Annotated in this window: 18 protein-coding genes and 6 pseudogenes; 8 read left to right on the top strand and 16 right to left on the bottom strand. The window is 71.5% G+C overall.

What is annotated here, in order from left to right:
* Nucleotides 1-24: 24 nt before the first annotated feature.
* Nucleotides 25-763: pseudogene (locus tag V8690_RS36125) on the bottom strand (class I SAM-dependent methyltransferase).
* Between the two features lie 4 nt (nucleotides 764-767).
* On the bottom strand, nucleotides 768-1073 hold the full coding sequence (locus V8690_RS36120; RefSeq protein WP_338784255.1) for a 4a-hydroxytetrahydrobiopterin dehydratase: 306 nt from the start codon (nucleotides 1071-1073) through the stop codon (nucleotides 768-770).
* 128 nt (nucleotides 1074-1201) lie between these two features.
* On the opposite strand from V8690_RS36120, the gene V8690_RS36115 reads away from it, so the two are divergent.
* On the top strand, nucleotides 1202-2008 hold the full coding sequence (locus tag V8690_RS36115; RefSeq protein WP_338784254.1) for a helix-turn-helix transcriptional regulator: 807 nt from the start codon (nucleotides 1202-1204) through the stop codon (nucleotides 2006-2008).
* Here V8690_RS36115 and V8690_RS36110 read toward each other — a convergent pair.
* Nucleotides 1990-2415 carry a hypothetical protein gene (locus V8690_RS36110; RefSeq protein ID WP_338784253.1) on the bottom strand — a complete coding sequence of 142 codons (426 nt, stop codon included), beginning with the start codon at nucleotides 2413-2415 and terminating at the stop codon, nucleotides 1990-1992. The two genes, V8690_RS36115 and V8690_RS36110, sit on opposite strands and share 19 nt — an antisense overlap.
* A gap of 241 nt (nucleotides 2416-2656) precedes the next feature.
* Between V8690_RS36110 and V8690_RS36105 the strand changes: the two genes are divergently transcribed.
* Together V8690_RS36105 and V8690_RS36100 are read left to right on the top strand one after the other, a co-directional pair.
* Nucleotides 2657-3520, top strand: coding sequence for a helix-turn-helix transcriptional regulator (locus V8690_RS36105; protein ID WP_338784252.1), 864 nt, complete (start codon nucleotides 2657-2659; stop codon nucleotides 3518-3520).
* Between the two features lie 118 nt (nucleotides 3521-3638).
* Complete coding sequence (locus V8690_RS36100; RefSeq protein ID WP_338784251.1) at nucleotides 3639-4121, top strand: molecular chaperone TorD family protein; 483 nt, start codon at nucleotides 3639-3641, stop codon at nucleotides 4119-4121.
* On the opposite strand, the gene dnaK is transcribed toward V8690_RS36100, so the two are convergent.
* The 7 genes and pseudogenes from dnaK to V8690_RS36065 form a co-directional block, all read right to left on the bottom strand.
* Nucleotides 4118-5983, bottom strand: coding sequence for a molecular chaperone DnaK (gene dnaK / locus V8690_RS36095; RefSeq protein WP_338784250.1), 1866 nt, complete (start codon nucleotides 5981-5983; stop codon nucleotides 4118-4120). The genes V8690_RS36100 and dnaK overlap by 4 nt on opposite strands.
* Before the next feature lie 60 nt (nucleotides 5984-6043).
* On the bottom strand, nucleotides 6044-7135 hold the full coding sequence (locus tag V8690_RS36090; RefSeq protein ID WP_338784249.1) for a glycerophosphodiester phosphodiesterase family protein: 1092 nt from the start codon (nucleotides 7133-7135) through the stop codon (nucleotides 6044-6046).
* 121 nt (nucleotides 7136-7256) lie between these two features.
* Entirely contained in the window at nucleotides 7257-7685 is a 429-nt protein-coding gene (locus tag V8690_RS36085; protein WP_338784248.1) for an OsmC family peroxiredoxin, read from the bottom strand.
* Between the two features lie 69 nt (nucleotides 7686-7754).
* A pseudogene (locus V8690_RS36080) lies at nucleotides 7755-8803 on the bottom strand (hypothetical protein); the annotation flags it as partial.
* Nucleotides 8804-8827: 24 nt separating this feature from the next.
* Nucleotides 8828-9020 (bottom strand): annotated as a pseudogene (locus tag V8690_RS36075) (MoxR family ATPase); the annotation flags it as partial.
* A 106-nt stretch (nucleotides 9021-9126) separates the two neighbouring features.
* Nucleotides 9127-11199 (bottom strand): phage holin family protein, encoded by a 2073-nt coding sequence (locus V8690_RS36070; protein WP_338784247.1) that lies wholly within the window; start codon nucleotides 11197-11199, stop codon nucleotides 9127-9129.
* A 111-nt stretch (nucleotides 11200-11310) separates the two neighbouring features.
* A complete protein-coding gene (locus V8690_RS36065) occupies nucleotides 11311-11700 on the bottom strand; it encodes a hypothetical protein (protein ID WP_338784246.1) in 390 nt (129 codons plus the stop codon).
* 82 nt (nucleotides 11701-11782) lie between these two features.
* Between V8690_RS36065 and V8690_RS36060 the strand changes: the two genes are divergently transcribed.
* Nucleotides 11783-12556, top strand: coding sequence for an MBL fold metallo-hydrolase (locus tag V8690_RS36060; protein ID WP_338784245.1), 774 nt, complete (start codon nucleotides 11783-11785; stop codon nucleotides 12554-12556).
* 35 nt (nucleotides 12557-12591) lie between these two features.
* Complete coding sequence (locus V8690_RS36055) at nucleotides 12592-13206, top strand: VTT domain-containing protein (RefSeq protein ID WP_338785577.1); 615 nt, start codon at nucleotides 12592-12594, stop codon at nucleotides 13204-13206.
* 102 nt (nucleotides 13207-13308) lie between these two features.
* Here the strand turns inward: V8690_RS36055 and V8690_RS36050 are convergent, their stop codons facing one another.
* From V8690_RS36050 to V8690_RS36035, 4 genes and pseudogenes are all read right to left on the bottom strand, one after another.
* The gene (locus tag V8690_RS36050) at nucleotides 13309-14361 is read right to left on the bottom strand and encodes an MBL fold metallo-hydrolase (RefSeq protein ID WP_338784243.1); all 1053 of its coding nucleotides are present in this window, start codon (nucleotides 14359-14361) and stop codon (nucleotides 13309-13311) included.
* The gene (locus tag V8690_RS36045) at nucleotides 14358-15605 is read right to left on the bottom strand and encodes an aminotransferase class I/II-fold pyridoxal phosphate-dependent enzyme (RefSeq protein ID WP_338784242.1); all 1248 of its coding nucleotides are present in this window, start codon (nucleotides 15603-15605) and stop codon (nucleotides 14358-14360) included. The genes V8690_RS36050 and V8690_RS36045 overlap by 4 nt, the downstream gene beginning before the upstream one ends.
* A gap of 174 nt (nucleotides 15606-15779) precedes the next feature.
* Nucleotides 15780-16481 carry a hypothetical protein gene (locus V8690_RS36040; RefSeq protein ID WP_338784241.1) on the bottom strand — a complete coding sequence of 234 codons (702 nt, stop codon included), beginning with the start codon at nucleotides 16479-16481 and terminating at the stop codon, nucleotides 15780-15782.
* Between the two features lie 224 nt (nucleotides 16482-16705).
* A pseudogene (locus V8690_RS36035) lies at nucleotides 16706-17499 on the bottom strand (RNA polymerase sigma factor SigF).
* A gap of 242 nt (nucleotides 17500-17741) precedes the next feature.
* Between V8690_RS36035 and V8690_RS36030 the strand changes: the two are divergent.
* The 3 genes and pseudogenes from V8690_RS36030 (at nucleotide 17742) to V8690_RS36020 (ending at nucleotide 22068) form a co-directional block, all read left to right on the top strand.
* Nucleotides 17742-19535 carry a thiamine pyrophosphate-requiring protein gene (locus tag V8690_RS36030; RefSeq protein ID WP_338784240.1) on the top strand — a complete coding sequence of 598 codons (1794 nt, stop codon included), beginning with the start codon at nucleotides 17742-17744 and terminating at the stop codon, nucleotides 19533-19535.
* Nucleotides 19536-20056: 521 nt separating this feature from the next.
* A pseudogene (locus tag V8690_RS36025) lies at nucleotides 20057-21431 on the top strand (IS1380 family transposase).
* Nucleotides 21432-21680: 249 nt separating this feature from the next.
* A pseudogene (locus V8690_RS36020) lies at nucleotides 21681-22068 on the top strand (ribonuclease domain-containing protein).
* Nucleotides 22069-22221: 153 nt separating this feature from the next.
* On the opposite strand, the gene V8690_RS36015 reads toward V8690_RS36020, so the two are convergent.
* Together V8690_RS36015 and V8690_RS36010 are read right to left on the bottom strand one after the other, a co-directional pair.
* Nucleotides 22222-24150, bottom strand: coding sequence for an NAD(P)/FAD-dependent oxidoreductase (locus tag V8690_RS36015; protein ID WP_338784239.1), 1929 nt, complete (start codon nucleotides 24148-24150; stop codon nucleotides 22222-22224).
* Between the two features lie 23 nt (nucleotides 24151-24173).
* A complete protein-coding gene (locus tag V8690_RS36010) occupies nucleotides 24174-24980 on the bottom strand; it encodes an alpha/beta fold hydrolase (protein ID WP_338784238.1) in 807 nt (268 codons plus the stop codon).
* Nucleotides 24981-25009 lie beyond the last annotated feature (29 nt).

The raw sequence follows: 25009 nt of genomic DNA, 5'->3' as shown, positions 1-25009 counted from the left end.
GAGCTCACACGGGCTTGAGGCCCCTCACGGCTTCCGGAACGCGCGGAGCGTGAAGAAGGGGTCGGGGCGGGGTCTGTCCTGGTCGGGGAGTTCCGCCAGCCGGGTGGCGAAGCCGTCGGCGAGCGGGTCGCCGGGCGGCAGGGTGACGAACCAGCCGCGGCGCAGGTCGGCGACCGTACGGCGCGGGCTGCGGCCCTGACCGTGGCCGCGGAAGCGGGCCTGCCCGGCCGTGACCAGGCCCTGGTCGGCGGCGCAGGACTCGACGTCCGCCGCGGCGTCCCGGACCTGGCTGGGCGGGCGGGAGGACAGGACGACATCGATGTCACTGCCCACGTTGTGGGAGGCGGCCTTGTCGACCGTGGTGACGTAGACGCCGCCGGGCCGCAGCACCCGGGCGCACTCTCCGATGATGGTCCGGACGTCGGCGGGCCCGGCGGCCAGGTGCAGCAGCCACACGCTGCACACGGCGTCGAACTCGGCGTCCCGGAAGGGCAGCCGACGGCTGTCGGCGAGCACCACGGCACCGGGCAGGCCAGGCGGCCTGCCGGGCCATCGCCGGGGCGAGGTCCACGCCGGTCACCCGCATGCCGTCGCGCGTGGCCGCGAGTCGGCGGGTCACGATGCCGGTGCCGCAGGCGACGTCGAGCAGGCTGCGCGCGTGAGGCGGCACGAGGCTCAGCACCGCTGCCGCGGCGGCGGCCGCCCTGGGCTCGCCGCCGCGCGAGGCGTCGTACCGCTCCGCTTCCTTGTCGTAGTCGAGCACGCGGTCAGTGTGCCCCGTGCCCGGGGGCCAGGTCCTCCACCTTGCGGGCGAGCTCGAAGTCCTTCTCGGTGACGGCGCCGCCCGCGCTGTGCGTGTGCACGGACAGGGACACCGAGTGGTAGCCGAGCGTGAGGTCGGAGTGGTGGTCGAGCTCCTCCTGGACCTGGGCGATGTGCACGACCATCGCCGTCGCCGCGAAGTGCGAGCCGAGCCGGTAGGAGCGGGTGAGGCGGTCCCCGTCGAGCGACCAGCCCGGCAGCTCGGCCAGCCGGTCCTCGATCTCCTTCAGCGACAGCGGTTCGACGGGCATGGGCTGCGCTCCTTCCCTGACGCCGGTGTCCTCTTCTTCCTTCTCAGCCTGCCACAGCGGGGCGCCCGAGGCCCTGGTCGCAGCGGTGTGCCTGTCCGGCGCGACCGGTTCTCGACTACGGTCCCGGCATGACCACTCATCCGTCCACCACCGGCCAGGGCGCGGGGCCGCTGCTGCGGGCCTGGCGGGAGCGGCGCCGGGTCAGCCAGCTGGAGCTGGCCCTGCGCGCGGACTCCTCGGCCCGGCACATCAGCTTCGTCGAGACGGGCCGCTCCCGGCCCAGCGAGGAGATGGTGCTGCGGCTCGCCGAGCACCTGGACGTCCCCGTGCGGGAGCGCAACGCGCTGCTGCTGGCGGCCGGTTACGCCCCGCGCTTCCCGGAGACGCCGCTGGACGATCCGGCGCTGGGCGCGCTGCGCGAGGGCATCGAGCGGCTGATCAGCGGCTACGAGCCGTATCCGGCGCTGGTGGTGGACGCGGTGTACAACGTCGTGGCGGCCAACCGGGGGATCACGACGCTGGTCGACGGCGTCTGCGCGTCCCTGCTCGAACCGCCACTGAACGCGATGCGGCTCGCCCTGCACCCACAGGGGCTGGCGCCGCGCATCCGCAATCTGCGCGCCTGGCGCGATCACCTGCTGGAGCAGATGGAGCGGCAGATCGCGCTGCACCGCTCCGAGCCGCTGCGGGCGCTGTACGAGGAGGTGGCGGCGTATCCGGTGCCCGAGGCGGATCCGGCGGACGAACCCGCGGAGCCGGTGCCGTACTTCGCGCTGCCGCTGCGGATCGAGCACGAGGGGCGGACGCTGTCGTTCGTCTCCTCGATCTCCACGTTCAACACACCGATGGACGTGACCGTCGCCGAGCTGGCCATCGAGACGCTCCTCCCGGCCGACCCGGCGACGGTCAAGTACCTTCAGTCGCTGCTGCCCTGACGGGCCCGCAACGCCATGTACTGGAGGGCGGCGAACCCGGCCACGGTCAGGGCCTGGAGCACCGTCCACACGGCGCCCGCCGTGCTCGGCGTCAGCCACAGCGCCAGGGCCGTGAGGCTCACCGCCGCCCAGGCGAGGTTGGCCTCGACGACCGCCCGCACGCCGAGGGCCGGCGGCTGCCGTCGGGCGGCCAGCAGGCCCACGCCCGCCGCGTAGGCGGTGAGGAACGCGCCCAGTGCGAGCAGCAGCGTGGAGTCCACGCCCAGGAACCGGCCGAGCGGGCCGGAGAACGCTAGGTAGGCGAACGCGTTGGCGCCGGTCACCGCCGCGTCCAGGGCGAGGAAGCGGCGCAGCATCGACTGCGGCGCAGGGGTACGGGCGAGCGTGGCGAGCGGGGTCGCGGACATGGTGCGTCACTCTCCATCGGGTCGTGGTGCGGCGGCGGGGTACCGGGTCCCGGGCCGGAGTGCGCCGGCCCGGGATCCGGTGCGTTCACGATCCCGTCCCGTGCGCGCCCGGTCGATTACCCGCGGGGTAATGCCCCGGCGACTCGTCCGTTCTCGCGATCTCCTCGCCCGCGGCCCTGTGAGACTGTCGGCGGAACGTGACAGACTGATCGCAGGCTTGGGCACGTTGGGGAGGCGTGGCGTGAGTGAACGGCGGGCCGCACCCACCGTGGGTCAGGTGGTGCTGGGCAAGCGGCTTCAGGAGCTGCGCGAGGCGGCGGGCCTCAGTCGTGACGAGGCCGCCCGGGTGCTGCGCGTCGCCCCCGCGACGGTCCGGCGCATGGAGACCGCCGACGTCGCGCTGAAGATCCCGTACGTGCAGATCCTGCTGACGGCGTACGGCGTGCCGGACGACGAGGTGACCTCGTTCGTCGAGCTCGCCGAGGAGGCGAACCGGCCGGGCTGGTGGCAGCGGTTCCACGACGTGCTGCCGGAGTGGTTCAGCCTGTACGTGAGCCTGGAGGGCGCCGCCCGGATCATCCGGTCCTACGAGCCGCACTTCGTGCCGGGGCTGTTGCAGACCGAGGGGTACGCGCGTGCCGTCCTGGAGGCCGGCACCATCGGGAACTTTGGGCCGGAGGCCGTGGAGCGGCATGTGTCGCTGCGCATGGAGCGGCAGCGGCTGCTGGAGGGGGCGAACCCGCCGCACCTGTGGGTGATCATGGACGAGACGGTGCTGCGGCGGCCGGTGAGCGTCGACGGCCAGGTGATGCAGGACCAGCTGGACAAGCTGCTGGAGTACTCCGGGCGGGACCGTGTCACGCTCCAGATCGCCGAGTTCAAGGACGGTCCGCATCCAGGGACGTACGCGCCGTTCTCCCTGTTCCGCTTCGCCGAGCCAGAACTGCCCGACATGGTCTTCACCGAGTACCTGACCGGCGCGCTCTACCTCGACTCCCGCAAGGAGGTCTCCGCGCACCTGGAGGTCCTCGACCACATGACGGCGGGCGCCGCCTCCACGCAGCGCACGGAAAAGCTCCTGCGGGAGTACCGCGCGACCTACTGAGCGAGGCCCCTCGCGCCAGGCCGTGACCCGTACGGGCGTCGCCGACGGGTGCGCTCCCCCGCACCCCCCTAGCGTCGTCAGCACGGAGCGCGGCACCAGCGCACGCCAAGGAGGTCAGATGCCCGGCTTCGAGCTGCTGTACCAGGCGGCCGCGCTGTGCCTCACGTATCCCGGCGACGACTTCCACGCCCGGCTGCCGCTGCTGCGCGAAGCCGCCCCGCAGCTCAGGGAGTTCGCCGACCACGCGGCCGTCACCGAGCCGCGGGAGCTGGCCGCCCACTACCTCCAGGTCTTCGAGAGCGCGGACGGCCACAGCCTGTACCTGAGCCGCTGGCGCGGGTTCTCGCCGACCCGCTTCCAGGAGCTCTACAGCTCCCACGGCCTGGAGCTCACCGGCGAGGAGCTGCCCGACTTCCTGCCCGCGGTACTGGAGTTCACCGCCCGCACCGGCAACACCGTCCTGCTGACGGAGCACCGCGCCGGACTGGAGCGACTGCGCTCCGGGCTGGCCGACTCCGGCACTCCGTACGCGTCCGTCGTCGACGCCGTGTACGCGACTCTGCCGCCCGCGGAGAGCCAGGCCGCTCATGGGGAAGTCTAGGCCGCCCCGCCCTTCTGGTCTCCCTGCTCCTTCTCCTCGTCCACGATCTCCGCGTCGACGACTCCCTCTTCTTCGCGCGGGGTGCCGGAGGATTCCTCGGTCGGTGTCTGCTGGGCCTGGGCGTACATCGCCTGGCCCATCTTCTGGCTGACCGAGGCGAGTTTCTCGACTTCGGTGCGCAGGGCGGCGGTGTCCGCCTGCTGTTCCAGCCGGCCCTTCACTTCGGCGACGGCCGACTCCACCTCGGCCTTGGTGTCGGCCGGGATCTTGTCGCCGTTGTCACGGAGGAACTTCTCGGTCTGGTAGACGAGTTGCTCGGCCTGGTTGCGGGTCTCGGCGGCCTCGCGGCGCTTGCGGTCCTCCTCCGCGTACTGCTCGGCCTCGCGCATCATGCGGTCGATGTCCTCCTTGGGCAGCGCCGAGCCGCCGGTGACGGTCATCTTCTGCTCGCGGCCGGTCGCCAGGTCCTTGGCGGAGACGTGCATGATGCCGTTGGCGTCGATGTCGAAGGCAACCTCGATCTGCGGCACACCGCGCGGCGCCGGCGGCAGGCCCGTCAGGTCGAAGACGCCGAGCTTCTTGTTGTACGCGGCGATCTCCCGTTCGCCCTGGTAGACCTGGATGCCGACCGAGGGCTGGTTGTCGGCGGCGGTGGTGAAGATCTCCGAACGCCGGGTGGGAATCGTCGTGTTGCGTTCGATGAGCTTGGTCATGATGCCGCCCTTGGTCTCGATGCCCAGGGACAGCGGGGTGACGTCGAGCAGCAGCACGTCCTTGACGTCACCGCGCAGGACGCCCGCCTGGAGCGCGGCGCCGAGCGCCACGACCTCGTCGGGGTTGACGCCCTTGTGCGGGTCCTTTCCGGTGAGTTCCTTGACCAGTTCGGTGACGGCGGGCATGCGCGTGGAACCGCCGACGAGGATGACGTGGTTGATCGCGGAGAGCTTCACCCCTGCGTCCTTGACCGCCTGGTGGAAGGGCGCCTTGCAGCGGTCGAGCAGGTCGGCGGTGAGCTCCTGGAACTGGGCCCGGGTCAGCTTCTCGTCGAGGTGCAGCGGCCCCTCGGCGGAGGCCGTGATGTAGGGCAGGTTGATCGTCGTCTCGGTGGAGCTGGACAGCTCGATCTTGGCCTTCTCGGCGCCCTCGCGCAGCCGCTGCACCGCCATCCTGTCGCCCGCGAGGTCGACGCCGTACTGGCCCTTGAAGCGCTTGACCAGGTACTCGACGATCCGCTGGTCCCAGTCGTCGCCGCCGAGGTGGGTGTCGCCGTTGGTGGCCTTCACCTCGATGACGCCCTCGCCCATCTCCAGCAGCGACACGTCGAAGGTGCCGCCGCCGAGGTCGAAGACCAGTACCGTCTGGTCGTTGTCCTTGTCCAGCCCGTACGCCAGCGCCGCCGCCGTCGGCTCGTTGATGATCCGCAGCACCTGCAGGCCCGCGATCTCACCGGCCTCCTTGGTCGCCTGCCGCTGGGCGTCGTCGAAGTACGCCGGGACGGTGATCACCGCGTCGGTGACGTCCTCCCCGAGGTAGGACTCCGCGTCCCGCTTCAGTTTCTGGAGCACCCGCGCGGACAGTTCCTGCGCCCGGTAGCGGGTGCCGTCGATGTCGCCGTGGTCGGGGAAGCGCCAGTGCGCGTCACCCATGTGGCGCTTGACCGAGCGGGCGGTCCGGTCCACGTTCGTCACGGCCTGCCGCTTGGCCACCTCACCGACCAGCACCTCTCCGTTCTTGGCGAACGCCACGACCGAGGGTGTGGTCCTGGCCCCCTCCGCGTTGGCGATGACGGTGGGCTCGCCGCCTTCCAGCACGGCGACCACCGAGTTCGTGGTTCCGAGGTCGATTCCGACCGCACGTCCCATCGCTGTCCCCTTCCGCCAGGGCGCTCTCACTTTCCAGCACAAATCTTGAGTGCGCTGTTGTCAATGCCGCAAAGGGGTGATAGGCCCGCGGAGCGCCACGGCCCGCCGGGGCCGGTCGGTGACGAGCACGTCCACGCGCGGGTGGACGAGGAAGGCCCGCATCAGGGTGTCGTCGTTGACTGTCCACACCATGGTGAACAGGCCGTGCCGGGTCGCCTCGCGCAGCACGGTGGTCCTGGCCAGCCGCTGGTGCACGGCGACGCCGTGGGCGCCGCAGGCCCGGATGCGGCGGGCCGGGAACAGCTCGCTCAGCCGGGTCCCGGGCAGCCGGGCCAGGGCCAGCTCCCTGCGGTCGCGCCCCAGGGACAGCGCGGTACGCACCCCGGGGAAGGCCTCGGTGACGGCGGCCACGGAACAGTCCTCCAGCGTCGTCACGACGAGCCCGTCCACGCCGAGCAGGGCCACAGCGCGGTCGATCACCTCCCGCTCGTAGCCCACCTCCTTCAGGTCCAGGTGCGCCACGAGCTTCCCGGCGATCAGCGCCATGACCTCGTCCACCACCGGCACGTCGTATCCGGCCCGCTCGCTCAGCTCGGCGTGCGTGAGCGTGGCCAGCGGCGGCCCGGTGTGCCCGGCCCGGGGGTCGTGGTAGACGACGAGGACGCCGTCCTTCGTGCGGCGGATGTCGAACTCGGCGTACTCCGCGCCGGACTCCAGCGCGTCCTCGTACGCCTCCCAGGTGGCGGGCCCGGCGCGCTCGGAGCCGCCCCGGTGGGCGGAGACGGCGGGGCGTGGCGTCATGGTCGTCGGCTCCCGGAGGGCGAGCGCGGCGGCGGGCCGGGCACGGCGTCGTCGGACGCCGGCAGCAGCGAGCCGGAGCGGGTGCTGATCCGCCTGAGCAGGGCCGGGCGGACGCACGCGTACTGGTTGTACGCGGGTGTTCGACCGGTGCGGCGAGTGGGGGTCCCCCTGCTCGAAGAGCTTGGGGGAGCGTGCCGGGCGTCGCCGGGCAGGCGGGACTGTGCGGACACCCCCTCGGGCGGTGTCCCGGGGGCGGAGCCGGCCGGAGAGGCTGAACAGCAGCAGGACGCGGGTCCGGTCGCGGGTGGCGGAGTCGAGCGCCGTCGCGCTGGTGGACGTTCCCGGCAGCATCGCGTTCCTTCCGGACCGTCGGCGTCAGGGCGTCTGGTTCATACCCGGGCGCGGATGGCGAACCGACGCGTCGCGCGGGCCGCGCCTGGTGGGCGGGCCCGCGCGACGTGGGTGGGGCCGGTCAGGCAAGCTTGGCGGTCAGGGTGATGGGCGTGGCCTTGAGGGCCTGGCTGACCGGGCAGCCGACCTTGGCCTCCTCGGCGGCGGCGAGGAAGGCCTCCTCGTCCATGCCGGGGACGGTGCCCTCGACGGTGATGTGGATGCCGGTGATGCCCTCGCCGGGCTGGAAGGAGACGTCGGCGGAGGTCACCAGCTTGGTCGGCGGGGTGCCGGCCTTGTCGAGGATGTTGGAGAAGGCCATCGAGAAGCAGCTCGAGTGGGCGGCGGCGATCAGCTCCTCCGGGCTGGTCTTCCCGCCCGGCTCCTCGGTGCGGGCCGCCCAGGTGACCGGCTGCTCGGCGAGGATGCCGGAGGAGTCGAAGGTGACGACACCGTTGCCCTTGAAGAGGTTGCCTTCCCAAACGGTGTGTGCGGAGCGTGTGGCTGCCATGTCGCATCCTTTCGATGAGTATCCGGAACCGTGACCGGGTTCCTGGCCACTATCCGATCACACTCCGGTTCAACTCACGCGCAAGACCGGCCCTCTGACGCTGAACGGCAGCCGCGCTCCCTGTGGGGTCGGGTACGCGTGCTCGCGCCGCACGCGCGGGACGTCGCACCAGCCGTCGGTGGTGATCGGGACGGGCGCGCCGGGCGGGACGTCGTCCGCGCGGTGCAGCAGGTCGATGCCGGGTTGCTGGACGGTGCCGCCCCGGCCGTGCCCGCGCACCCGGCCGGCGATCTCGGTGACCGGCAGACAGCCGGCGTCGTGCGGGCCGCGTCGCAGAACACGACCCGGGCGGCCGTACGTCCCTGGCCTGGGCGCAGGAGGCGATGGCGCCCAGTGCCTTGCCGAGCAGGACGCGGTCCATGGAGCCGGAGGCGTCCAGGACCACGCCGAAGCTGCAGCGTCTCCTCGGGCGGGAAGTACCGCCCGGCGCGCGGGATGTCGGGCGTGGCCGCCTGGCGCCGCGAGGGGCGGGCGAAGGACCGCACGGGCTCGGGCGGGGCACGAACTCGTCGAACCAGCGGGCGAGCCGCGCGTCCCACGGCAGCGGCGGACGGCTGAGCGCGTGGATCTCCTCGACCAGGCCGCCGGGCAGGAAGCCGCGCTCCTGCCGCTGGTGCAGGTCGAGGTTCTGGGCGAGGCCGCGGCGGTAGGACTCGTCGAGGTCGACGTAGTCGCGGGGCGAGCCGAGCGGGCCGCCTAGGACGTCGCCGACGCCCTTGCCACGCAGGGTGGCCGGGCGGCGTTTGCGGCGCAGGTCGCCGGCGCTGCGGTCGTAGACCTCCTCCGCGGACGGGCCCGCGAGCTCCGGGTCGTGCAGCAGCCCTTCGGGCATGGTGCCGACCTGCATCTCGGTCAGCCAGCCGTTGATCACGTTAGTCGCAGGCGACGTTGAACAGGTAGGAATAGCGGGTGCCGCAGCAGTCGCCGTGGCGCAGGGCGGCGTGCAGCATCTCGTGGGCCAGGATGAACCGCCGCTCCGCGTCCTCGAACCGGCGCAGCGGGTTGACGTAGCTCTCGCCGGCATCGGCGTTGACTGCGGCGCTGGTGATGCCGTGCGCGCTGTGGAGAAGGGCTCGCCCTACCGTCTTCGGCGGCTTGGACCACAGGTGGCCGGGCCGGTCGGTGAGGTGGTCCACGATCCAAGTGGATGCCGTTGTTCGCGGCCCAGACGAGCCAGTCCGTCGCGGACGCCTCCAGGTGTACGTGGGTGAGGCGGTTGACGAGCGCGGAGGCGATGGGCCGGACGAGCGGGTTGTCGGTGGCGCGGTTTCCGGCGCTGCCTCCGATGACGGCGGCCTGCAACGCAGGTTCTCCTCGAAAGGGGTGGGGGAAGACGAACCGCACCAGTGTGTGCGTACGGCGCCCCGGACGCAGCCCGATGTCAGGCGGCGCGCTCCTCGCTGCTCTCCAGCGGCACCTGGGGGCCGTCCGACTCGCCCATCCAGCGGCGCAGTACGCGGTGGACGTGTTCGGCGCCGACGAGTTCCTCCCCCTCGTCGACCGGCGGCGAGAAGCCGAGCGGCGACAGCAGGAAGGGTTTGCCCTGTTCACCGCCGAGTCCGCCGTGGGAGCCGATCTGTTCCTCGAAGGCGAGGACTTCGCCGTCGGCCGGGTCGTGGAAGGAGTTGACCATGATGTCGGCGGCGTGCGGGAAGGAGTGTGTACGGCGTACCGCGTCGGCCGCGCCCGGCCCGAACGCGGCGAGCGGGCCCGGGTTGTCGTCGAGGTCGGCCAGCGGTATCTGGGCGCCGTACGCGCCTAGGACGACCCCGCCGTGCTCCTCGCTGCGCACCAGCAGGAAGCCGATGCCGGGGTGGTTGGCGAGGGTCGGCAGCAGCGCGGGGTGGCGGGCGTCGATCTCCTCCTTGCTCATGCGGTGCGTGACGTCCGGGAAGGAGACCAGGCCGAGGTTGCCGGAGGCCAGCACGATCGGCTCCGAGCGGCGCGTGGGGCGGTGCTGCTCGCCGTGCTCCTCGACGGGGATGCGCAGGGCGGCGCGCACGGCGGCGCGGGCCTCCGCCCCGCTGCGGGTGTGCTCCGCCCGGCGCGGCACGGGCAGTCCGCAGCCGGCCCGCACCAGGTCGCCGAGGGTGAGGCCGTAACGGGAGCGGAAGGTCTCGCCGGGGCTCTGGCCGTGGTCGGACAGCACGACGATCCGGTACGGGCGCGGGGCGTGCTCGGCGACCTTCTCGATCAGCGCGAGGGAGCGGTCGAGGGGTTCGAGAACCTTCTGCGCGTCGCGGCTCGCCGGGCCGGAGTGGTGGGCGACCTCGTCGTAGGCCACGAGATCGGCGTAGACGGCGGTGCGGCCGGCGAGCATGTCGCCCGTCACGGCGGCCACGACGACGTCCCGCTCGACGACGGTCGCGAAGGCCCTCACGAGCGGGTAGAGGCCGCCGCGGGAGACGCGCGGGCGCTGCTTGGCGAGGCGGGCCCGGGTGGACTGGACGATCTCCCGGCCCACCTCGGTGACGAAGGACAGGGCCGTGCGCACGGCGTTGGCCGGGTCGGAGAAGTAGGCGAAGTAGCCCGCGCGGGAACGGTTCTCCCGGCTGCGGCGGGCGGCGATGGACAGCACGAGGGCCTGTTGTCCGGCGCCGCCGCTGAACAGGTTGCCGCGGCTGGCGCCGTCGACGGCGAGCAGGCCGCCGTGCCCCGCGTATCCGATGGCGCGGCGCTGGAGTTCGGCGGCGCTGGTCGGGCGGTTGCAGACCACCACCTCGCGGGTGTCCTTCTCGTACCAGCGGAACGCGGGGACGTCGTGGTTGCTGCCGTGCAGGATGCCGAGCTGGCTGGCGCCGGTCTGGCTGGACCAGTCGGTGCGCCAGGAGGTGAGCCGGTGGGTGGGGCGGCCGCCGTCGCCGCTGCCGAGCCAGCGGGCGACGGTGGGCATCAGGCCCTGGCCGACCGCGTCCAGCAGGACGTCGTGGCCGACGCCGTCGAGCTGCATGAAGACCGTGCCGGGGCTGGCCGGGCAGGGCGGTCCGGACCTTCGGCGGCGGCGGTCCGAGAGGCGGTACAGCCGGCGGCGGTAGGCGTCGTCGTCCCGCACGGCCAGGGCGGCGCCGGTGGCGGACGCCACGGCGGACATCACGGCGGCGACCACGACGGCGGTCTCCGGGGCGGCGGTGCCGCGCTCCCCGGGGTCGAGGCGCAGGGCGAGCAGCAGCAGCGCGCCGTTGAGGAAGAACACCAGCAGCCCGAGGACGAGCGCCGGTACGAGGAGCAGGAGCCGGACGAGCAACGGCCAGACCACGGCCGACAGCACACCGAAGGCGCCGGCGCCGAAGGCCGCCGTGACGGCGATGTCGGTCGCGCTGTCACCGTCGGCCGAGCGGAGCCGGAAGTCCGGCAGGATCCCGGCGAGCACGAGCATGGTGAGGGTGGAGACCGCCCACACGGCGACGCTCCGCCCCACCTGACTGGCGACCCGTCGCCACCGCACGCCCCGCACGCCCCGCCACCTCACGTCCCGGCCCGCCGCCGACCACGGACCCCCACCCACAGTGCCACAACGCCCCGGGGACGCCTGGCGTCCCCCGGACCGTCGCGTCAGCGCCCGTCGTCAGCCGGCGGTCGGCATCGACAGCCTGCGGTGCACGCACGCCTTCATCGCCGCGTCGTACGCCGGCTCCGCGTGCCCCACCGTCTCGACCCGCACCCCGCGCCGCACACACTCCGCGGTGAACTCCTCGACGGAGGCGAGCGCGCTCTCCAGCACTCTCCGGCTGGGCGCCACGAACAGGTCGAGGCCGGGCCGGACGCCGTCCCACAGCGCGCCGTGGTCGGGACGCAGCCCCCGGACCAGTAACTCCCGGCTGATCACATAGCCCCGCTCGGCGGCCCAGCGGGCGCACATCGCGTGCTGGCTGCGGGAGTCGACCAGGAACGGATCGTCGTCGAGTTCCTCCAGCGGCGTCAGGCTCGCGATCGCCGTGACCCGGACCGGCACCATGGCGTCCCCCTCACCTCTGGTTTCGTCGCCGACCCTACTCCTGCACGTAGGCTTCGGGGAGTCGCGCGAAGGAGGCAAAGAAGTGCCGGTGGAGGTCACCTGGTGGGGTCACGCCACTTGCGCGGTCAAGGACTCGAACGTACGCGTGCTCACCGATCCGCTGTTCGCGCGCCGGCTCGCGCACCTGCGCCGCCGACGCGGGGACCTGCCGCCTCCCGAGGCCCACCAGGCGGATGTCGCGCTGGTCTCGCATCTGCACGCCGACCACCTGCATGTGCCGTCGCTGATGCGGCTCGCTCCGGGCACGCGCCTGCTCGTGCCCCGGGGCGCGCGCCGGGCGGTGCCGGGGCTGCGCCGGCTCGCGCACCTGCGGGTCAGCGAGGTGGCGCCCGGGGACGAGATCCCGGTCGGCGACATCGTCGTACGGGCCGTGCCCGCGCGGCACGACGGACGCCGGCTGCCGCTGGGACCGCACCGCTCCCCCGCGCTCGGCTACGTCATGGCCGGCGAGGCCCGGACGTACTTCGCCGGGGACACCGGGCTGTTCGACGACATGGCCGAGGAGGTCGGGCCGGTCGAGGTGGCGCTGCTGCCGGTGGGCGGCTGGGGGCCGTACCTGGGCGAGGGGCATCTGGACGCGGGCCGGGCGGCGCAGGCGCTGGCGCGGCTGGCGCCGCGCAGTGCGGTGCCGGTGCACTACGGCACGTACTGGCCGATCGGGATGGACGCCGTGCGCCCCCACGAGTTCCATGCGCCGGGTGACGAGTTCGTGCGGCTCGCGGCGAAGCACGCGCCCGGCGTGACGGTGCACCGGCTCGGGCACGGGGAGAGCGTGCGCCTGGAGGTCGCGCGGTGATCTGGAGCGCGCCCATAGCGCAGGCCGGCCTGCCCCTGCTCGCGGCGTCGGCCGTCACCCCGGCGGCCGTGGTGCCGGAGTCCACGCAGCAGGCGATCGGGTATCCGACGCTCTTCGTACTGGTGCTGGTCGGGGCGCTGGTGCCGGTGATCCCGACGGGCGCGCTGGTGAGTTCGGCGGCCGTGGTCGCCTTCCACCAGACGGCGCCGTTCTCGCTGGCGATGGTGTTCGTGACGGCGTCGCTGGCGGCGTTCCTCGGGGACGCGGCGCTGTACTGGCTGGGGCGGCGCGGGATGAAGTCGAAGAACGGCTCGCGCTGGCTGGAGGCGATCCGGGCGCGGGCCCCCGAGGACCGGCTGGAGCAGGCGCAGACGAAACTCGCCGAGCACGGCGTGGCGGTGCTGGTGCTGTCCCGGCTGGTGCCGGCGGGCCGTATCCCGGTGATGCTGGCCTGCCTGATGGCGAAGTGGCCGATGCGGAGGTTTTCCCGCGGGAACCTGCCGGCCTGTCTGGCCTGGGCGGTGACATATCAGTTGATCGGGATCCTCGGGGGGTCGTTGTTCGATGAGCCGTGGAAGGGTGTGGTCGCGGCGATCGCGCTGACCCTGCTGATCAGCGTGGTGCCGACTGTGGTGCGGCGGATTCGGTAGCGCCGTAGGGGCAGTGGCCGTCGTCGGAGCGCGGGCTGTGTGTGGCTGGCCGCGCCCACGCGGCGGAGCCGCATATCGGCACAGCCCGCGCCCCTGACATACCTAAAGCACCCTCGAAGCGCCCACCGGCATGTCCCAGAGGTTCTCTCGGGGCAGACCCGTCTTTTCCCAGGCCGCCCGTACCCGCGTGAGGGGCTCCAGGACCGGTTCAGCCGACAGGACGAAGGTGGCCCAGTGCATGGGGGCCATCCTGGCCGCTCCCAGGTCCCGGGCCGCGCGGACCGCCTCCTCCGGGTCGCAGTGGACGTCCCTGAGCCACCAGCGGGGGTCGTAGGCGCCGATGGGCAGGAGGGCGAGATCGATGCCGGGGTAGCGGCGGCCGATGCGGGAGAACCAGTGGCCGTAGCCCGTGTCGCCCGCGAAGTAGAGGCGCTGCCCGTCCCGGTCGGTCAGGACCCAGCCGCCCCACAGGCTGCGGCAGGTGTCGGTGAGGGTGCGCTTGGACCAGTGGTGGGACGGGACGAAGTCGAAGCGGACACCGTCGAGTTCGGCCGCCTCCCACCAGTCGAGCTCCGTGACACGGGTGAACTGGCGGCGGTGGAACCAGCGGGCGAGGCCGGCCGGGACGAACACGGGGGTGTCGCGCGGGAGCCTGCGCAGGGTGGGGGCGTCCAGGTGGTCGTAGTGGTTGTGGCTGATGACGACGGCGTCGACGCGCGGCAGCGCCTCCCAGGGGACGCCCACGGGGGTGATGCGCGCCGGGGTGCCGAGGATCCGTCGGGACCAGACCGGGTCGGTGAGGACGGTCAGCCCGCCGATCTGAAGGACCCAACTGGCGTGTCCGGCCCAGGTGACGGCGACCGTGCGGGCGTCGACGCGGGGCAGCGGGCCGGGTGCGTAAGGGAGCCGGGGGATGTCGGCGAGGCCTTCCGGGCCCGGTCTCACGGCGCCCTCGCGGGCGAAGCGGGCCATGGCCCGCAAGCCGGGGAGCGGGGCGGTCAGCCGGTCGTGGAAGGTGCGCGGCCACACCCGGCGCTCGGCCAGCGGTCTCGGCTCGGCCAGCGGCGGGTACGGAGGCGCGAGGGGGGACGGGAGGGCTGCGTCCTCGGCTTCCCGAGTGGTCGTGCTCGCGGTCGACTCGGACTGCTGCGTCATCGAGGAGGCTCCCATCGCTGAGCGTCGTCGCGGAGGTCGTCGAAGGCCGACTTCAGTTGGATCAACGAGCGTTGCACGTGCGGCAGTTCCAACGGCGTGGATGAGGTGAGGCATTCCGCGCGTTCCGCGTCGGAGCCGGCCACCAGTGCGCCGGTCGAGAGCCTCACGCGCGGGGCTTCGAGCTCGTCACCGAAGCGGTGGCCGCCCGGCGCGGGCATGCCCAGACGGGCGGTGAGGAAGTCCTCCAGTTCCTGTGCGTCGCCGACATCGTGCGCACTCAGCGCGGGGCGCAGCGGAGTGAGGTCGACGTAGAGATGGCGGCCGGCCTGCGGGGGCCGGGAGAGGGCTCCGGCGGCGACGACGGCGGCGTGCGCCTCGGCGGCCAGGCGCGCGTGCAGGCGCACGGCGGTGGCGACGCGCGCGGTGACCGCTTCCGGTTCCCGCAGGGCGTAGACGGCCGCCGAGGCGACGGGAGCGGCGACCCGGGCGTCGAGCGCGGTGAGGACGTCTAGCACGCGGGCGTGGAGGTCCTCGGCGTCCTCGCCGGCCGGGAAGCGGGCCACGGCGGCCGGCCAGCCGGGCGGGAGGAGGGCACCGGCCAGGTCGGTGACGACGGTGACCCGGTCGGGCAGCATCTCGGCGGGGCTGAGCAGCACGGTGTCGTGCGGATCGTGCAGGGTGTCGCGCCAGGTCTCGTCGCTGACCAGGTGCAGGCCCTCCCCTTGGGCGGCCTCGACGGTCTCGTGCAGCAGCTCGGGAGGGGCGACGGTGGCCGTGGGGTCGTCGGCGACGGACAGCACGAGCAGGCGCGGATCACCGCCCTCGGCACGCACCCGGCGCACCGTCTCCAGCAAGGCGTAGGGGTCGGGCACCCCGCCGCTCTCCGGCGGGGTCGGCACACGGAAGGCGGGGCGTCCCAGCAGGCGGGCGTACGGCGCCCACCAGGCGGCGCAGGGTCTCGGCACGAGGACGTCACCGCCGAGGGCGGCGGTCAGGGCGAGCAGCAGCGCGGGCGCGCCGGGTGCGGCGGCCGCGCGGCCGGGGTCGCAGTGCAGTCCGCGCCGGTCCCAGTAGCCGCAGGCGGACTCCCGCAGGGCCGACCCCCCGCCGACCGGCTCTTGGCCGCCCCGGGACGCCGCGGCGGCGAGCACGGCGGACAGCTCCGACAGCACGGGCAGTCCGTCCTCGGGGAGCGGCGGCCCGAATCGGACGGGGCCGTGGCCTTCCGGGTCCGTCCGCCGCATCCGTACCTCCGCAGTGCCTGGGCCGTGTCCTGTCGCCCTCGCCCGTACCCTCGGCCTCTGAGTACCCACGGGACCGCCGCGCCATGGGCGCCCGGCGGGGTCGTGACGGTCACAGCATGAGCGGGCCGGGCCGGGGAAGCGGGGGGCTTGCGGGCCGGTGGTGCGCGCCGGGCGTCAGCGGTACGGGTCGCTCTCCCGGTTGCACAGCCGGTGCACGGCGGCACCGAACGCGCCCGCGATCAGCACCCCGCCCGCGACCAGGACGGGCACGGAGTCGGTGAAGGCACCGCCGTCTCCGGCGCGTACCCCGCGCTGGACGACCGCTTCCGCGCACTCCGAGTGGTGGTGCCGCGGCTCGTCGCGCGGTTCGTCGGGGCAGGGCTTGTGGGTGGGCCGGTGAGAGGGCTTGTGCGTCGGCTCGTGGGACGGCTCGTGGGACGGCTCGTGGTGGCCCCCGCCGTGGGCCACCGTGAACGTCGCGCTCCATTGCTTGCCCTCCCCGCCGGGAGCGGCCGGGCAGGTGCCGTCGACGGACCACGCCGAGTCCTCGCCGAGGGCGTCGGGATCGCCCTCGAAGTTCTCGGCGGGTGCGATGCGGGCCGTCCCCCGGTAGGCCGGGCCGGACACCTTGTCGTCGTTGCCGGTCACCTTGCGCAGCGGGACCGTGCCCTCGTCGAAGGCCTGCGAGGTGGCGTCGATGCTGTCGGGCGGCGGCCCCCCGGTCGGATCACAGCTGACCGAGATGGTGAGCGTCCCTCCGGGCTCCACGGTGGCCGGACTGACCTCGGCGGCGGGTTCGGCGGACACGACCGGCGCGACGCCCACCAGGGCGGAGCCGGCCAGGACGGCGACGGAGAGTGCGTGGCGGGTGCGCATGGAGGGGACTCCTTCGGGCGACGGCAGGAAAGCCCTTCTGCCATCACAGCTAGCCCCCTACTACGCCGCGCGCGGCGAGGCCCCAATGGCGGGACAGTGTCACTCAACCGGGTGAAATCGGACGTCCTTCAGGGGCGCGGGGCTGTACCGACATGCGGCTCCGCCGCGTGGGCGCGACCAGCCACGACCGGCCCGCACACGCAACCCGCGAACACCCCCAGGCGCTACGCAACATCCCGCATGACCTGCTCCCGAACCCGCCCACAGCACCGACTGATCAGCCGGGACACGTGCATCTGCGAGATCCCCAGCTCCTCGGCGATCCGGCTCTGCGTCATGTCCCCGAAGAACCGCATGTACAGGATCGCCCGCTCCCGCTCCGGCAGCGCCGCCAGCCGCGACTTCACCGCCTCGCGATCGACCACCGTGTCCAGCGCCGGATCCGGCGACCCGAGCGCGTCGCTCAGGGAGTATCCGTCCTCGCTGCCGGGCAGTTCCGCGTCCAGGGACAGGGCGGTGAAGCTCTCCAGGGCCTCCAGGCCGGTCTTGACGTCCTCCTCGCTCATCTTCGCGTGCTCGGCGATCTCCGCCACCGTGGGCCGGCGGCCGGAGATGGTCTGGGACAGGTCCTGCGAGGCGAACCGGACGCGGTTGCGCAGGTCCTGGACGCGGCGAGGTACGTGCAGGGTCCACATGTGGTCGCGGAAGTGCCGCTTGATCTCGCCGGTGATGGTGGGCACGGCGTAGCTCTCGAAGGCGTTGCCGAGCTCGGGGTCGTACCGGTCGACGGCCTTGACCAGGCCGAGGGCCGCGACCTGGCGCAGGTCCTCGAAGCTCTCGCCGCGGCTGCGGAAGCGTCCGGCGAGGCGGTCGGCCATGGGCAGCCAGGCCTCGACGATCTCGTCGCGGAGCGCGTCGCGCTCGGGCCGGCGGGGAGTGTGGCGAGCCTGCGGAAGGCGTCGGCGGTGTCGGGGGCGTCGTCGTGGGGGTGCTGCTTCGCGCTGGTGTGGATCGGCATGATGCGTCGCAATTCCCTTGAAGGTGCTCTGGGTTGGACGGTCACCGTGGGAGCGCATCACCTGTACGGACCAGGAGCGCCGGTGGCGGCGCGATGCGCCGCTCCCACGGACGTGCCTCCTGTCCGAAGCACTGAGGTGCGCCTGCCCCCGGCCCCCGCCCGCAAACCCGGACAGGTTTTCCGCCGTCGCGCAGGGTGACTCGTACTGCTGGCTCTGTCCCCATGCGTCCGGGAGGTCGTACATGAGCACCAAGGTCTCCGACCACATCCTTGAGCGGTTGCGCGAGTGGGGGGTCGAGCAGGTCTTCGGCTATCCGGGCGACGGCATCAACGGCCTGCTCGCCGCGTGGGGCCGGGCCGAGAACCAGCCCCGTTTCGTGCAGTCACGGCACGAGGAGATGTCCGCGTTCCAGGCGGTCGGTTACGCCAAGTTCAGCGGCCGTCTCGGGGTGTGCACGGCGACGTCAGGGCCGGGCGCGATCCATCTGCTGAACGGCCTGTACGACGCCAAGCTGGACCATGTCCCGGTGCTGGCGATCGTCGGCCAGACGCACCGCACCGCGATGGGCGGCTCGTATCAGCAGGAAGTCGATCTGCACACGCTGTACAAGGACGTCGCCTCCGAGTTCGTGGAGACGGTGACCGTTCCGGAGCAGCTGCCGAACGTGCTGGACCGGGCGATCCGCACCGCGTACGCGCGCCGCTGCCCCACCGCGATCATCATCCCCGGTGATGTTCAGGAACTCGACTACTCGCCGCCGACGCACGAGTTCAAGATGGTGCCCTCCAGCCTGGACCGCAGTTCGTGGACGGCGGTTCCGTCCGACGACTCGGTGCGCCGGGCCGCGGAGATCCTGAACTCCGGTGACAAGGTGGCGATCCTGGTCGGCCAGGGCGCGGCGGGCGCGCGGGCCGAGGTGGAGCGGATCGCCGAGCTGCTCGGCGCCGGTGTCGCCAAGGCGCTGCTCGGCAAGGACGTCCTCAGCGACGAACTGCCGTACGTCACCGGCTCGATCGGCCTGCTGGGCACGCGTCCGTCGTACGAGCTGATGCGGGACTGCGACACGCTGCTGACCATCGGGTCGTCGTTCCCGTACACCCAGTTCCTGCCGGAGTTCGGCAAGGCGCGGGGCGTGCAGATCGACATCGATCCGCACATGGTCGGGATGCGCTACCCGTACGAGGTGAACCTGGTCGGCGACGCGAAGGCCACGCTGGAGCGGCTGATCCCGCTGATCGAGGAGGGGCGCGGGCGCGAGTGGTACGACACGGTGTGCGCGAACGTGACGCGCTGGCGCGACGTCATGGAGCGCCGGGCGGGACTCGACGCCGACCCGATCAATCCGGAGTACGTGGCCCGCGCCCTGGACCCGCTGCTGCCGGACAACGCGATCGTCGCCTCCGACTCGGGTTCGACGGCCAACTGGTACGCGCGGCACCTGACCATGCGGCCGGGCATGCGGGGCTCGCTCTCCGGCACGCTGGCGACGATGGGCTGCGGGGTGCCGTACGTGATCGGCGCGAAGTTCGCGCACCCGGACCGGCCCGCGATCGCGCTGGTGGGCGACGGGGCGATGCAGATGAACGGGATGGCGGAGCTGATCACGGCGGCGAAGTACCGCCACCAGTGGGAGGACCCGCGGCTGGTGGTCGCCGTGTGGAACAACCAGGATCTGAATCAGGTCACGTGGGAGATGCGGGCCATGGAGGGCGCGCCGCAGTTCCTGCCGTCGCAAGCGATTCCGGACGTGCAGTACGCCGCGTTCGCGCGTTCCCTGGGGCTGACCGGCATCCGGGTGGAGAAGCCGGAGGACGTCGAGGCGGGCTGGCGTGCCGCGCTGGAGGCGGACGGTCCCGCGGTAATCGAGTTCCTGACCGATCCGGCCGTCCCACCGATCCCGCCGCACGCCACCTGGGAGCAGATGGAGGCGACCGCCGCGTCGATCCTGAAGGGCGACTCGGACCGGGGATCGGTGGTCAAGCAGGGCTTCAAGGCGAAGATGCAGGAGTTCCTGCCGGGGCGCGAGAAGAAGTAGCGGTCGCGGTGTTGAACCGCAGTGAGTAGTTCAGTTGCGCACGAAACAGTTCAGTGGGTAGTTCAGTAGCGCACTGAACTGTTCATGCGAAAAGGTGCGGTGATCTCACTCCCCGCCTGTCAGCAGTGATCGCCATCGCGGGATATGACCGACCCGAAACTGACCACCGGCAGTATTTGGCGGCTCTACCCACGCTCGGGGGGCCGCACCCGAACATGCGTGTGGGTCGCTTGAGGTACTCGGACTTTGACGGGTGGAAGTAGAGGATCTGCCCGCGCACGGGGCTACATCTCGCACCAGTGTGTGGCACGTGCCCAGGACGGTGACGCCGTGGGCGGTGGCGACTTTGGTGATCGCGCTGAGCACTTCGCGGCGGTGTTCTTGGCCCAAGGAGTCGGGCCTCGCGCTTTCACGAGGTGGGCTGTCCAAGGCTTGATCAGAAACGCGAGAAGTGCTCCTGACCTGCAACGATAGGACTTGTCGAGGGTCCAGATCGTTCCGTGGAAAGAAGCACTTCTCAGGTGAAGAAGCGTATCGGGTCGTACCCGCATGTCCGCGTTGAGGGCGGCGGCCGGTCGGTGGTCTCCCAGGCCGGGGCCGTGCTGCTGGTCAAGACGGTCAACAAGACCGGTCTGGATGCGGCGATATCAACGGCATTGGCGCCCTGGCACAAGGCTCGGGCGGTGCACGATCCCGGCAAGATCCTGCTGGATGTAGCACTTGCGGTCACTCGGTGGCGACTGTCTGGCCGATGTCGGCATGCTGCGGGCCGAGCCGGCCGTGTTCGGGCCGGTGGCCTCCGACCCAACAGTCTCCCGGCTCATCGACACGCTCGCCGCGGGCGGGAAACGCGCCCTGACCGCGCTCCGCACCGCCCGCGCCGAAGTGCGCGAACGAGTATGGCGGTTGGCCGGTGAAGCAGCGCCGGACGCCGGCGGGCAGGTGATCGTGGATATCGACGGCGTCCTCGTCCTGGCGCACTCCGAGAAGCAGGACGCCACCGCGACCTGGAAGAAAACCTTCGGACACCACCCGCTGATGGGCTTCGTCGACCATGGCCAGGGCGGGTCCGGTGAACCGGTCGTGGGCCTGCTGCGGCCAGGCAACGCGGGCTCGAACACCGCGAGCGACCACATCACCGCAGCCCAACTGGTCCTGGCCCAGTTGCCCAAGCCCTACCGACGCGGACGGCAGACCCTGATCCGGTGCGATTCCGGCGGTGGCACCCACGAGTTCGTCGCCTGGCTCGCCCAGCGCGGACGCTGGCTGTCGTACTCGGTCGGCATGACCATCACCGACGCCATACATCACGCGGTGCTGAAGATCCCCGCGAGCGCGTGGACGGCAGCCGTCGAGCCTGGTGGTGAGATCCGGGACGGCGCCTGGGTGGCCGAACTCGACGGGAACCTGCTGGATGGCTGGCCGAAGGGGATGCGGCTGATCGTGAGGAAGGAACGTCCGCACCTTGGCGCCCAGTTGCGCTTCACCGACGCCGACGGGATGCGCCTGACGTGCTTTGCCACCAACACCGCCCACGCGCCGATCGCAGGGCTGGAGCTGCGCCACCGCCAGCGGGCACGAGCCGAGGACCGCATCCGCGCCGCCCGCGCCACCGGCCTGCGCAACCTGCCCCTTCAGGACGCCGCACAGAACCAGATCTGGCTGGAGATCGTCCAGATCGCGCTCGACCTGCTCGCGTGGATGCCCCTGCTCGCGCTGACCGGCAAAGCCCGCCGCTGGGAACCTCGCCGCCTGCGGCTTCGCCTGTTCTCCACCGCCGGCCAACTCGTCACCACCGGACGCCGCCGCATCCTCCGCCTCGCGGCGCACTGGCCCTGGACCGATGTGATCACAGACGCCCTCGACCGGCTCCACGCTCTCCCGAACCCTGGCTGACCAGTACTTTCCCGCCCCTGCGACCCGCACCACCCCACCGGAGCCGTGGAACCCGGCGCCCACCCGGCGCGACAGCCGGGGCACAGCCCTGCCCACGGTCAGTCCGAAGAGCCGGAACGGCCCGCCAGGAAAACCGACGGACCGTCACGAAAGATCGAGGTTAACCTCCGGAAAACTCATCGGACTTGACGGGAAATTCTCCGGAGTTGACATTGACATGCCACCATCTACGCGCGTCATCATGAGGCCATGAGATTCCCCCCACGAATCACCCGCATCGGCGCCGCAGCCGCCGTCCTGTCCGCTTCTCCTCGTCGGCGGCACCGTCACCGCCACCCCGGCGGCCGCCGCGGTCGGCAGCATCTGCTACAGCAGCCTGCCCTCGCAGGCGTACGACACGCTCGAACTGATCGAGCAGGGCGGTCCCTTCCCATACGACCAGGACGGCACCGTCTTCCAGAACCGGGAAGGCATCCTGCCCAGCCAGGCGTCTGGCTACTATCACGAGTACACCGTCATCACTCCTGGCTCCTCCACGCGCGGAGCTCGCCGCATCGTCACCGGCGAGGAGTACCAGGAGGACTACTACACGGCCGACCACTACGAGTCGTTCGACCTGATCGATTACAGCTGCTGAGGAAGCGGATTCACCGCAGGCCGCCCCAGGCTCCGCAGCGGCGCGATAAGCACGAGCACCCATCGGCCGCGGGGCGAGGTCGGCATCAACGTCCCCGCGACGGGGGAAGGGCCGGGCCGGTACGCACCGCGGCCGCCACTGGTGGCTCAGGACTCAGCGGAGTTCGAGGTCCGCGAAGTCCGGATGGCGCAGGAAGCGCCACACCTCAGCACCCGAGAAGGGGCACTGGGTCGCCGTGCGGCCCCCTTCCGTCCAGTAGTAGTTGCGCGCCCGGGGATCGCTCCAGGTCTTGCTGAGGTTGCGCCGGTCGACCTCTTCGTTGAACCGCCGGTACGGCTCTTCCTTCACAGTGATCGCCTTCTTGCCGTCGATGATCAGCCGCTCGATGCATTCGAGGGCATGGACGGTGATGAGCTCGTGGTACGTAGGGATGTTGAGCATGCCGCTGGTGTTCGGGCCGTAAATGGTCCACAGGTTCGGGAAGCCCGGCATCATGCAGCCTTTGTAGGCCCGCGCTCCGCCCTCGCTCCACAACTCGTCCAGCGTGAGCCCGCCACGACCGGTGATCTTCATCGGGAACAGGTAGTCCCTCGCTCGAAAGCCGGTCGCGTAGACGATCGCGTCCAGGTCGTGCTGAGTGCCGTCGCTCGTCTCGATCCCCGTTCGGTTGATCCGGCGGATGCCGTCCGTGACCAGCGTGACGTTATCCCGCTGGATGGCGTCGAGGACGCTGTACTGGGAATCGACCAGGACCGGTCGCGCGGCGAGCACGGGATGCGGAGGTGTCATCTTCTTCACGAGTTCGGGGTTGCCGAGTTTGCGTTCGAGGAACGCTATGGCGTTGTCGCGGGCCGCCTTGTTCGCAGCGCTCAGGGCATGCAGATCGTCGAAGTGGGGGTCGATCTCGGTGGTCCTCGCCAGCGAGTTGGTCGCGTACACCGATCGGAACCGCATGAAGTTGGTGTGGTATGGCATGTTCCGGTCGAGCCAGGTGACCTGCTCGGGGAAGGGCGAGCGGTAGCCGGGCACTTCGAACAGCCATTGCGGCGTGCGCTGGAAGACGGTGACGTGCCCGGCGTCCAGGGCCAGCTCCGGGACGAGCTGGTAGCCCGTGCAGCCCGTTCCGATGACCGCCACGCGCTTGCGGGCCAGGTCGGCCTCGCCGGGCCACCGGGCGGTGTGCCAGGACGGGCCGTCGAACTCCTCGGCTCCCTCGATCTGCGGAACGTTCGGCCGGTTCAGGAAGCCGACGGCGGAGATGACCGCGTTGGAGCGGACCATGCGCTCCCCCTGTGGACCTGCGACGTGGATCGCCCACGTCCCGCAGTCCTCGTCCCACTCCATCGCACGCACCTCTGTGTTGAACACGATGCCGGAGCGGACAGCGAACTCGTCGGCGACCCAGTCGAAGTACTCCGCGTTCTTCTCCGCCGGAGAGAAGGGGTACGGATAGTCGAAGTCGACGCCGTACAGGTGCGTGTACGCGCGGCTCGGGGAGTCGACGCGGCAGCCCGGGTAGCGGTTCTCCCACCATGTGCCACCGACGCCGGCGTTCTTCTCGAAGACCGTGTACGCGATACCCGCCCGCTTCAGCTGGACGGCGGCGTTGAGGCCTCCCATGCCGGCGCCGATGACCGTGACGTGGAAGTTCTCCAGCCGCTTGCGCGGCGGCGGGGCCTGCCACTGCAGAGCGCGTGCCCACGGGTCCAGGGCGAGGTCCTCCAGCCACAGCCCCATGTCCTCTTCGGGAATCGCCTCGCCCGCCGCCAGCATCAGGCTGACCGGCAGACGCTCGGCCGGACCGGGCTCGATGTCACCGGCTCCCTCGGCGCGGTAGGTTCTCAGGAATCGCGCTGCCTTGCGCTGCAGCAACGCGATGTCCTCAGCACAGGACAGGACCTGGGTGTCGAGGGCGCCTGCCGACACGGTCTTCACCTTCGTGGCCGCGACCTCTTCGTCGCCGGTCAACTGGTACAGCAGACCCCGCAGCACCATCGGGTCGGCGTACCGGACAGCGTCCTCTATGGTTTCGTCGCTCGCCTCGAGCAACTCCTCGCGGGGTTCGCCTTCAGGCGTCGCCATGGATCGTTCCTTTCGGCGTGGGGTCATCGAGGGCTTTTGCGGTGGTCTCCCGGGTCCCGACCGGTCCCGTTCCGGGGAATGCGGAGATTCCTCAAGTGGGTGGCGACGACCTCGGTCACGGCCGTGGCGTGCGTGTCGAGATAGAAGTGCCCGCCGGGGAACTTCCGCAGCTCGAACGCACCGGTGGTGTGCTCACGCCAGGCCCGTGCCTCGTCACACGCAACCTGCGGGTCCTGGTCACCGGTGAGTACCACGACGGGGCAGCCGAGGGCCGTTCCCGGCGCATACCGGTAGGTCTCAACGGCCCGGTAGTCGCTGCGCAGCGGGGGGAGCAGGAGGTCGCGTGCCTCGGGATCGTCAAGGAGCCGGAGGTCGCCGTTGTTCAGCTTCCTGACCGCGGCGACCAGTTCGTCGTCGGAGCGCAGGTGGATGTCTCCATGGCGTGTGAGGTGGGGGGCGCGGCGCCCGGAGACGAAGAGCGTGGACAGGGTGACCCCTTCGTGTTCCAGTCGGCGCGCCACCTCGAAGCTGAGAAGGGCTCCCATGCTGTGGCCGAAGAACGCCAGCGGGCGGTCGGCCCAGGGGTGTATCTCCTCAAGGACCAGGTCGGCGAGCTTGGCCAGGTCGCCTACGCAGGGCTCGCCCCGGCGGTCCTGCCGTCCGGGGTACTGGACGGCGAGCACGTCCGTCTCGGCGGACAGCGTCCTCGACATGCGGTGGTAGTAGCTCGCCGCGCCTCCCGCATGGGGGAAGCACACCAGGCGGAGGGGGGCGTCCGACGGGTGGAACCTGCGGATCCACGCCCCGGTGTCCCGGCGCGTTTCTGTCATGGTCCTTCACCTTTCTCCGTGGCCCATAG

Origin of the sequence: Streptomyces sp. DG1A-41 (genome assembly GCF_037055355.1) — a bacterium.
GTDB lineage: Bacteria > Actinomycetota > Actinomycetes > Streptomycetales > Streptomycetaceae > Streptomyces.
Note: the sequence above shows the minus strand (reverse complement) of the source record. Positions and strands in the feature narration are given on the sequence as shown.

Excerpts from the sequence above, each read along its gene's own strand:
- V8690_RS36120 (WP_338784255.1), bottom strand. The coding sequence starts at position 1,073 with ATGCCCGTCGAACCGCTGTCGCTGAAGGAGATCGAGGACCGGCTGGCC.
- V8690_RS36115 (WP_338784254.1), top strand. The coding sequence starts at position 1,202 with ATGACCACTCATCCGTCCACCACCGGCCAGGGCGCGGGGCCGCTGCTG.
- V8690_RS36110 (WP_338784253.1), bottom strand. The coding sequence starts at position 2,415 with ATGTCCGCGACCCCGCTCGCCACGCTCGCCCGTACCCCTGCGCCGCAG.
- V8690_RS36100 (WP_338784251.1), top strand. The coding sequence starts at position 3,639 with ATGCCCGGCTTCGAGCTGCTGTACCAGGCGGCCGCGCTGTGCCTCACG.
- dnaK (WP_338784250.1), bottom strand. The coding sequence starts at position 5,983 with ATGGGACGTGCGGTCGGAATCGACCTCGGAACCACGAACTCGGTGGTC.
- V8690_RS36090 (WP_338784249.1), bottom strand. The coding sequence starts at position 7,135 with ATGCTGCCGGGAACGTCCACCAGCGCGACGGCGCTCGACTCCGCCACC.
- V8690_RS36085 (WP_338784248.1), bottom strand. The coding sequence starts at position 7,685 with ATGGCAGCCACACGCTCCGCACACACCGTTTGGGAAGGCAACCTCTTC.
- V8690_RS36065 (WP_338784246.1), bottom strand. The coding sequence starts at position 11,700 with ATGGTGCCGGTCCGGGTCACGGCGATCGCGAGCCTGACGCCGCTGGAG.
- V8690_RS36050 (WP_338784243.1), bottom strand. The coding sequence starts at position 14,361 with ATGACGCAGCAGTCCGAGTCGACCGCGAGCACGACCACTCGGGAAGCC.
- V8690_RS36045 (WP_338784242.1), bottom strand. The coding sequence starts at position 15,605 with ATGCGGCGGACGGACCCGGAAGGCCACGGCCCCGTCCGATTCGGGCCG.
- V8690_RS36040 (WP_338784241.1), bottom strand. The coding sequence starts at position 16,481 with ATGCGCACCCGCCACGCACTCTCCGTCGCCGTCCTGGCCGGCTCCGCC.
- V8690_RS36030 (WP_338784240.1), top strand. The coding sequence starts at position 17,742 with ATGAGCACCAAGGTCTCCGACCACATCCTTGAGCGGTTGCGCGAGTGG.
- V8690_RS36015 (WP_338784239.1), bottom strand. The coding sequence starts at position 24,150 with ATGGCGACGCCTGAAGGCGAACCCCGCGAGGAGTTGCTCGAGGCGAGC.
- V8690_RS36010 (WP_338784238.1), bottom strand. The coding sequence starts at position 24,980 with ATGACAGAAACGCGCCGGGACACCGGGGCGTGGATCCGCAGGTTCCAC.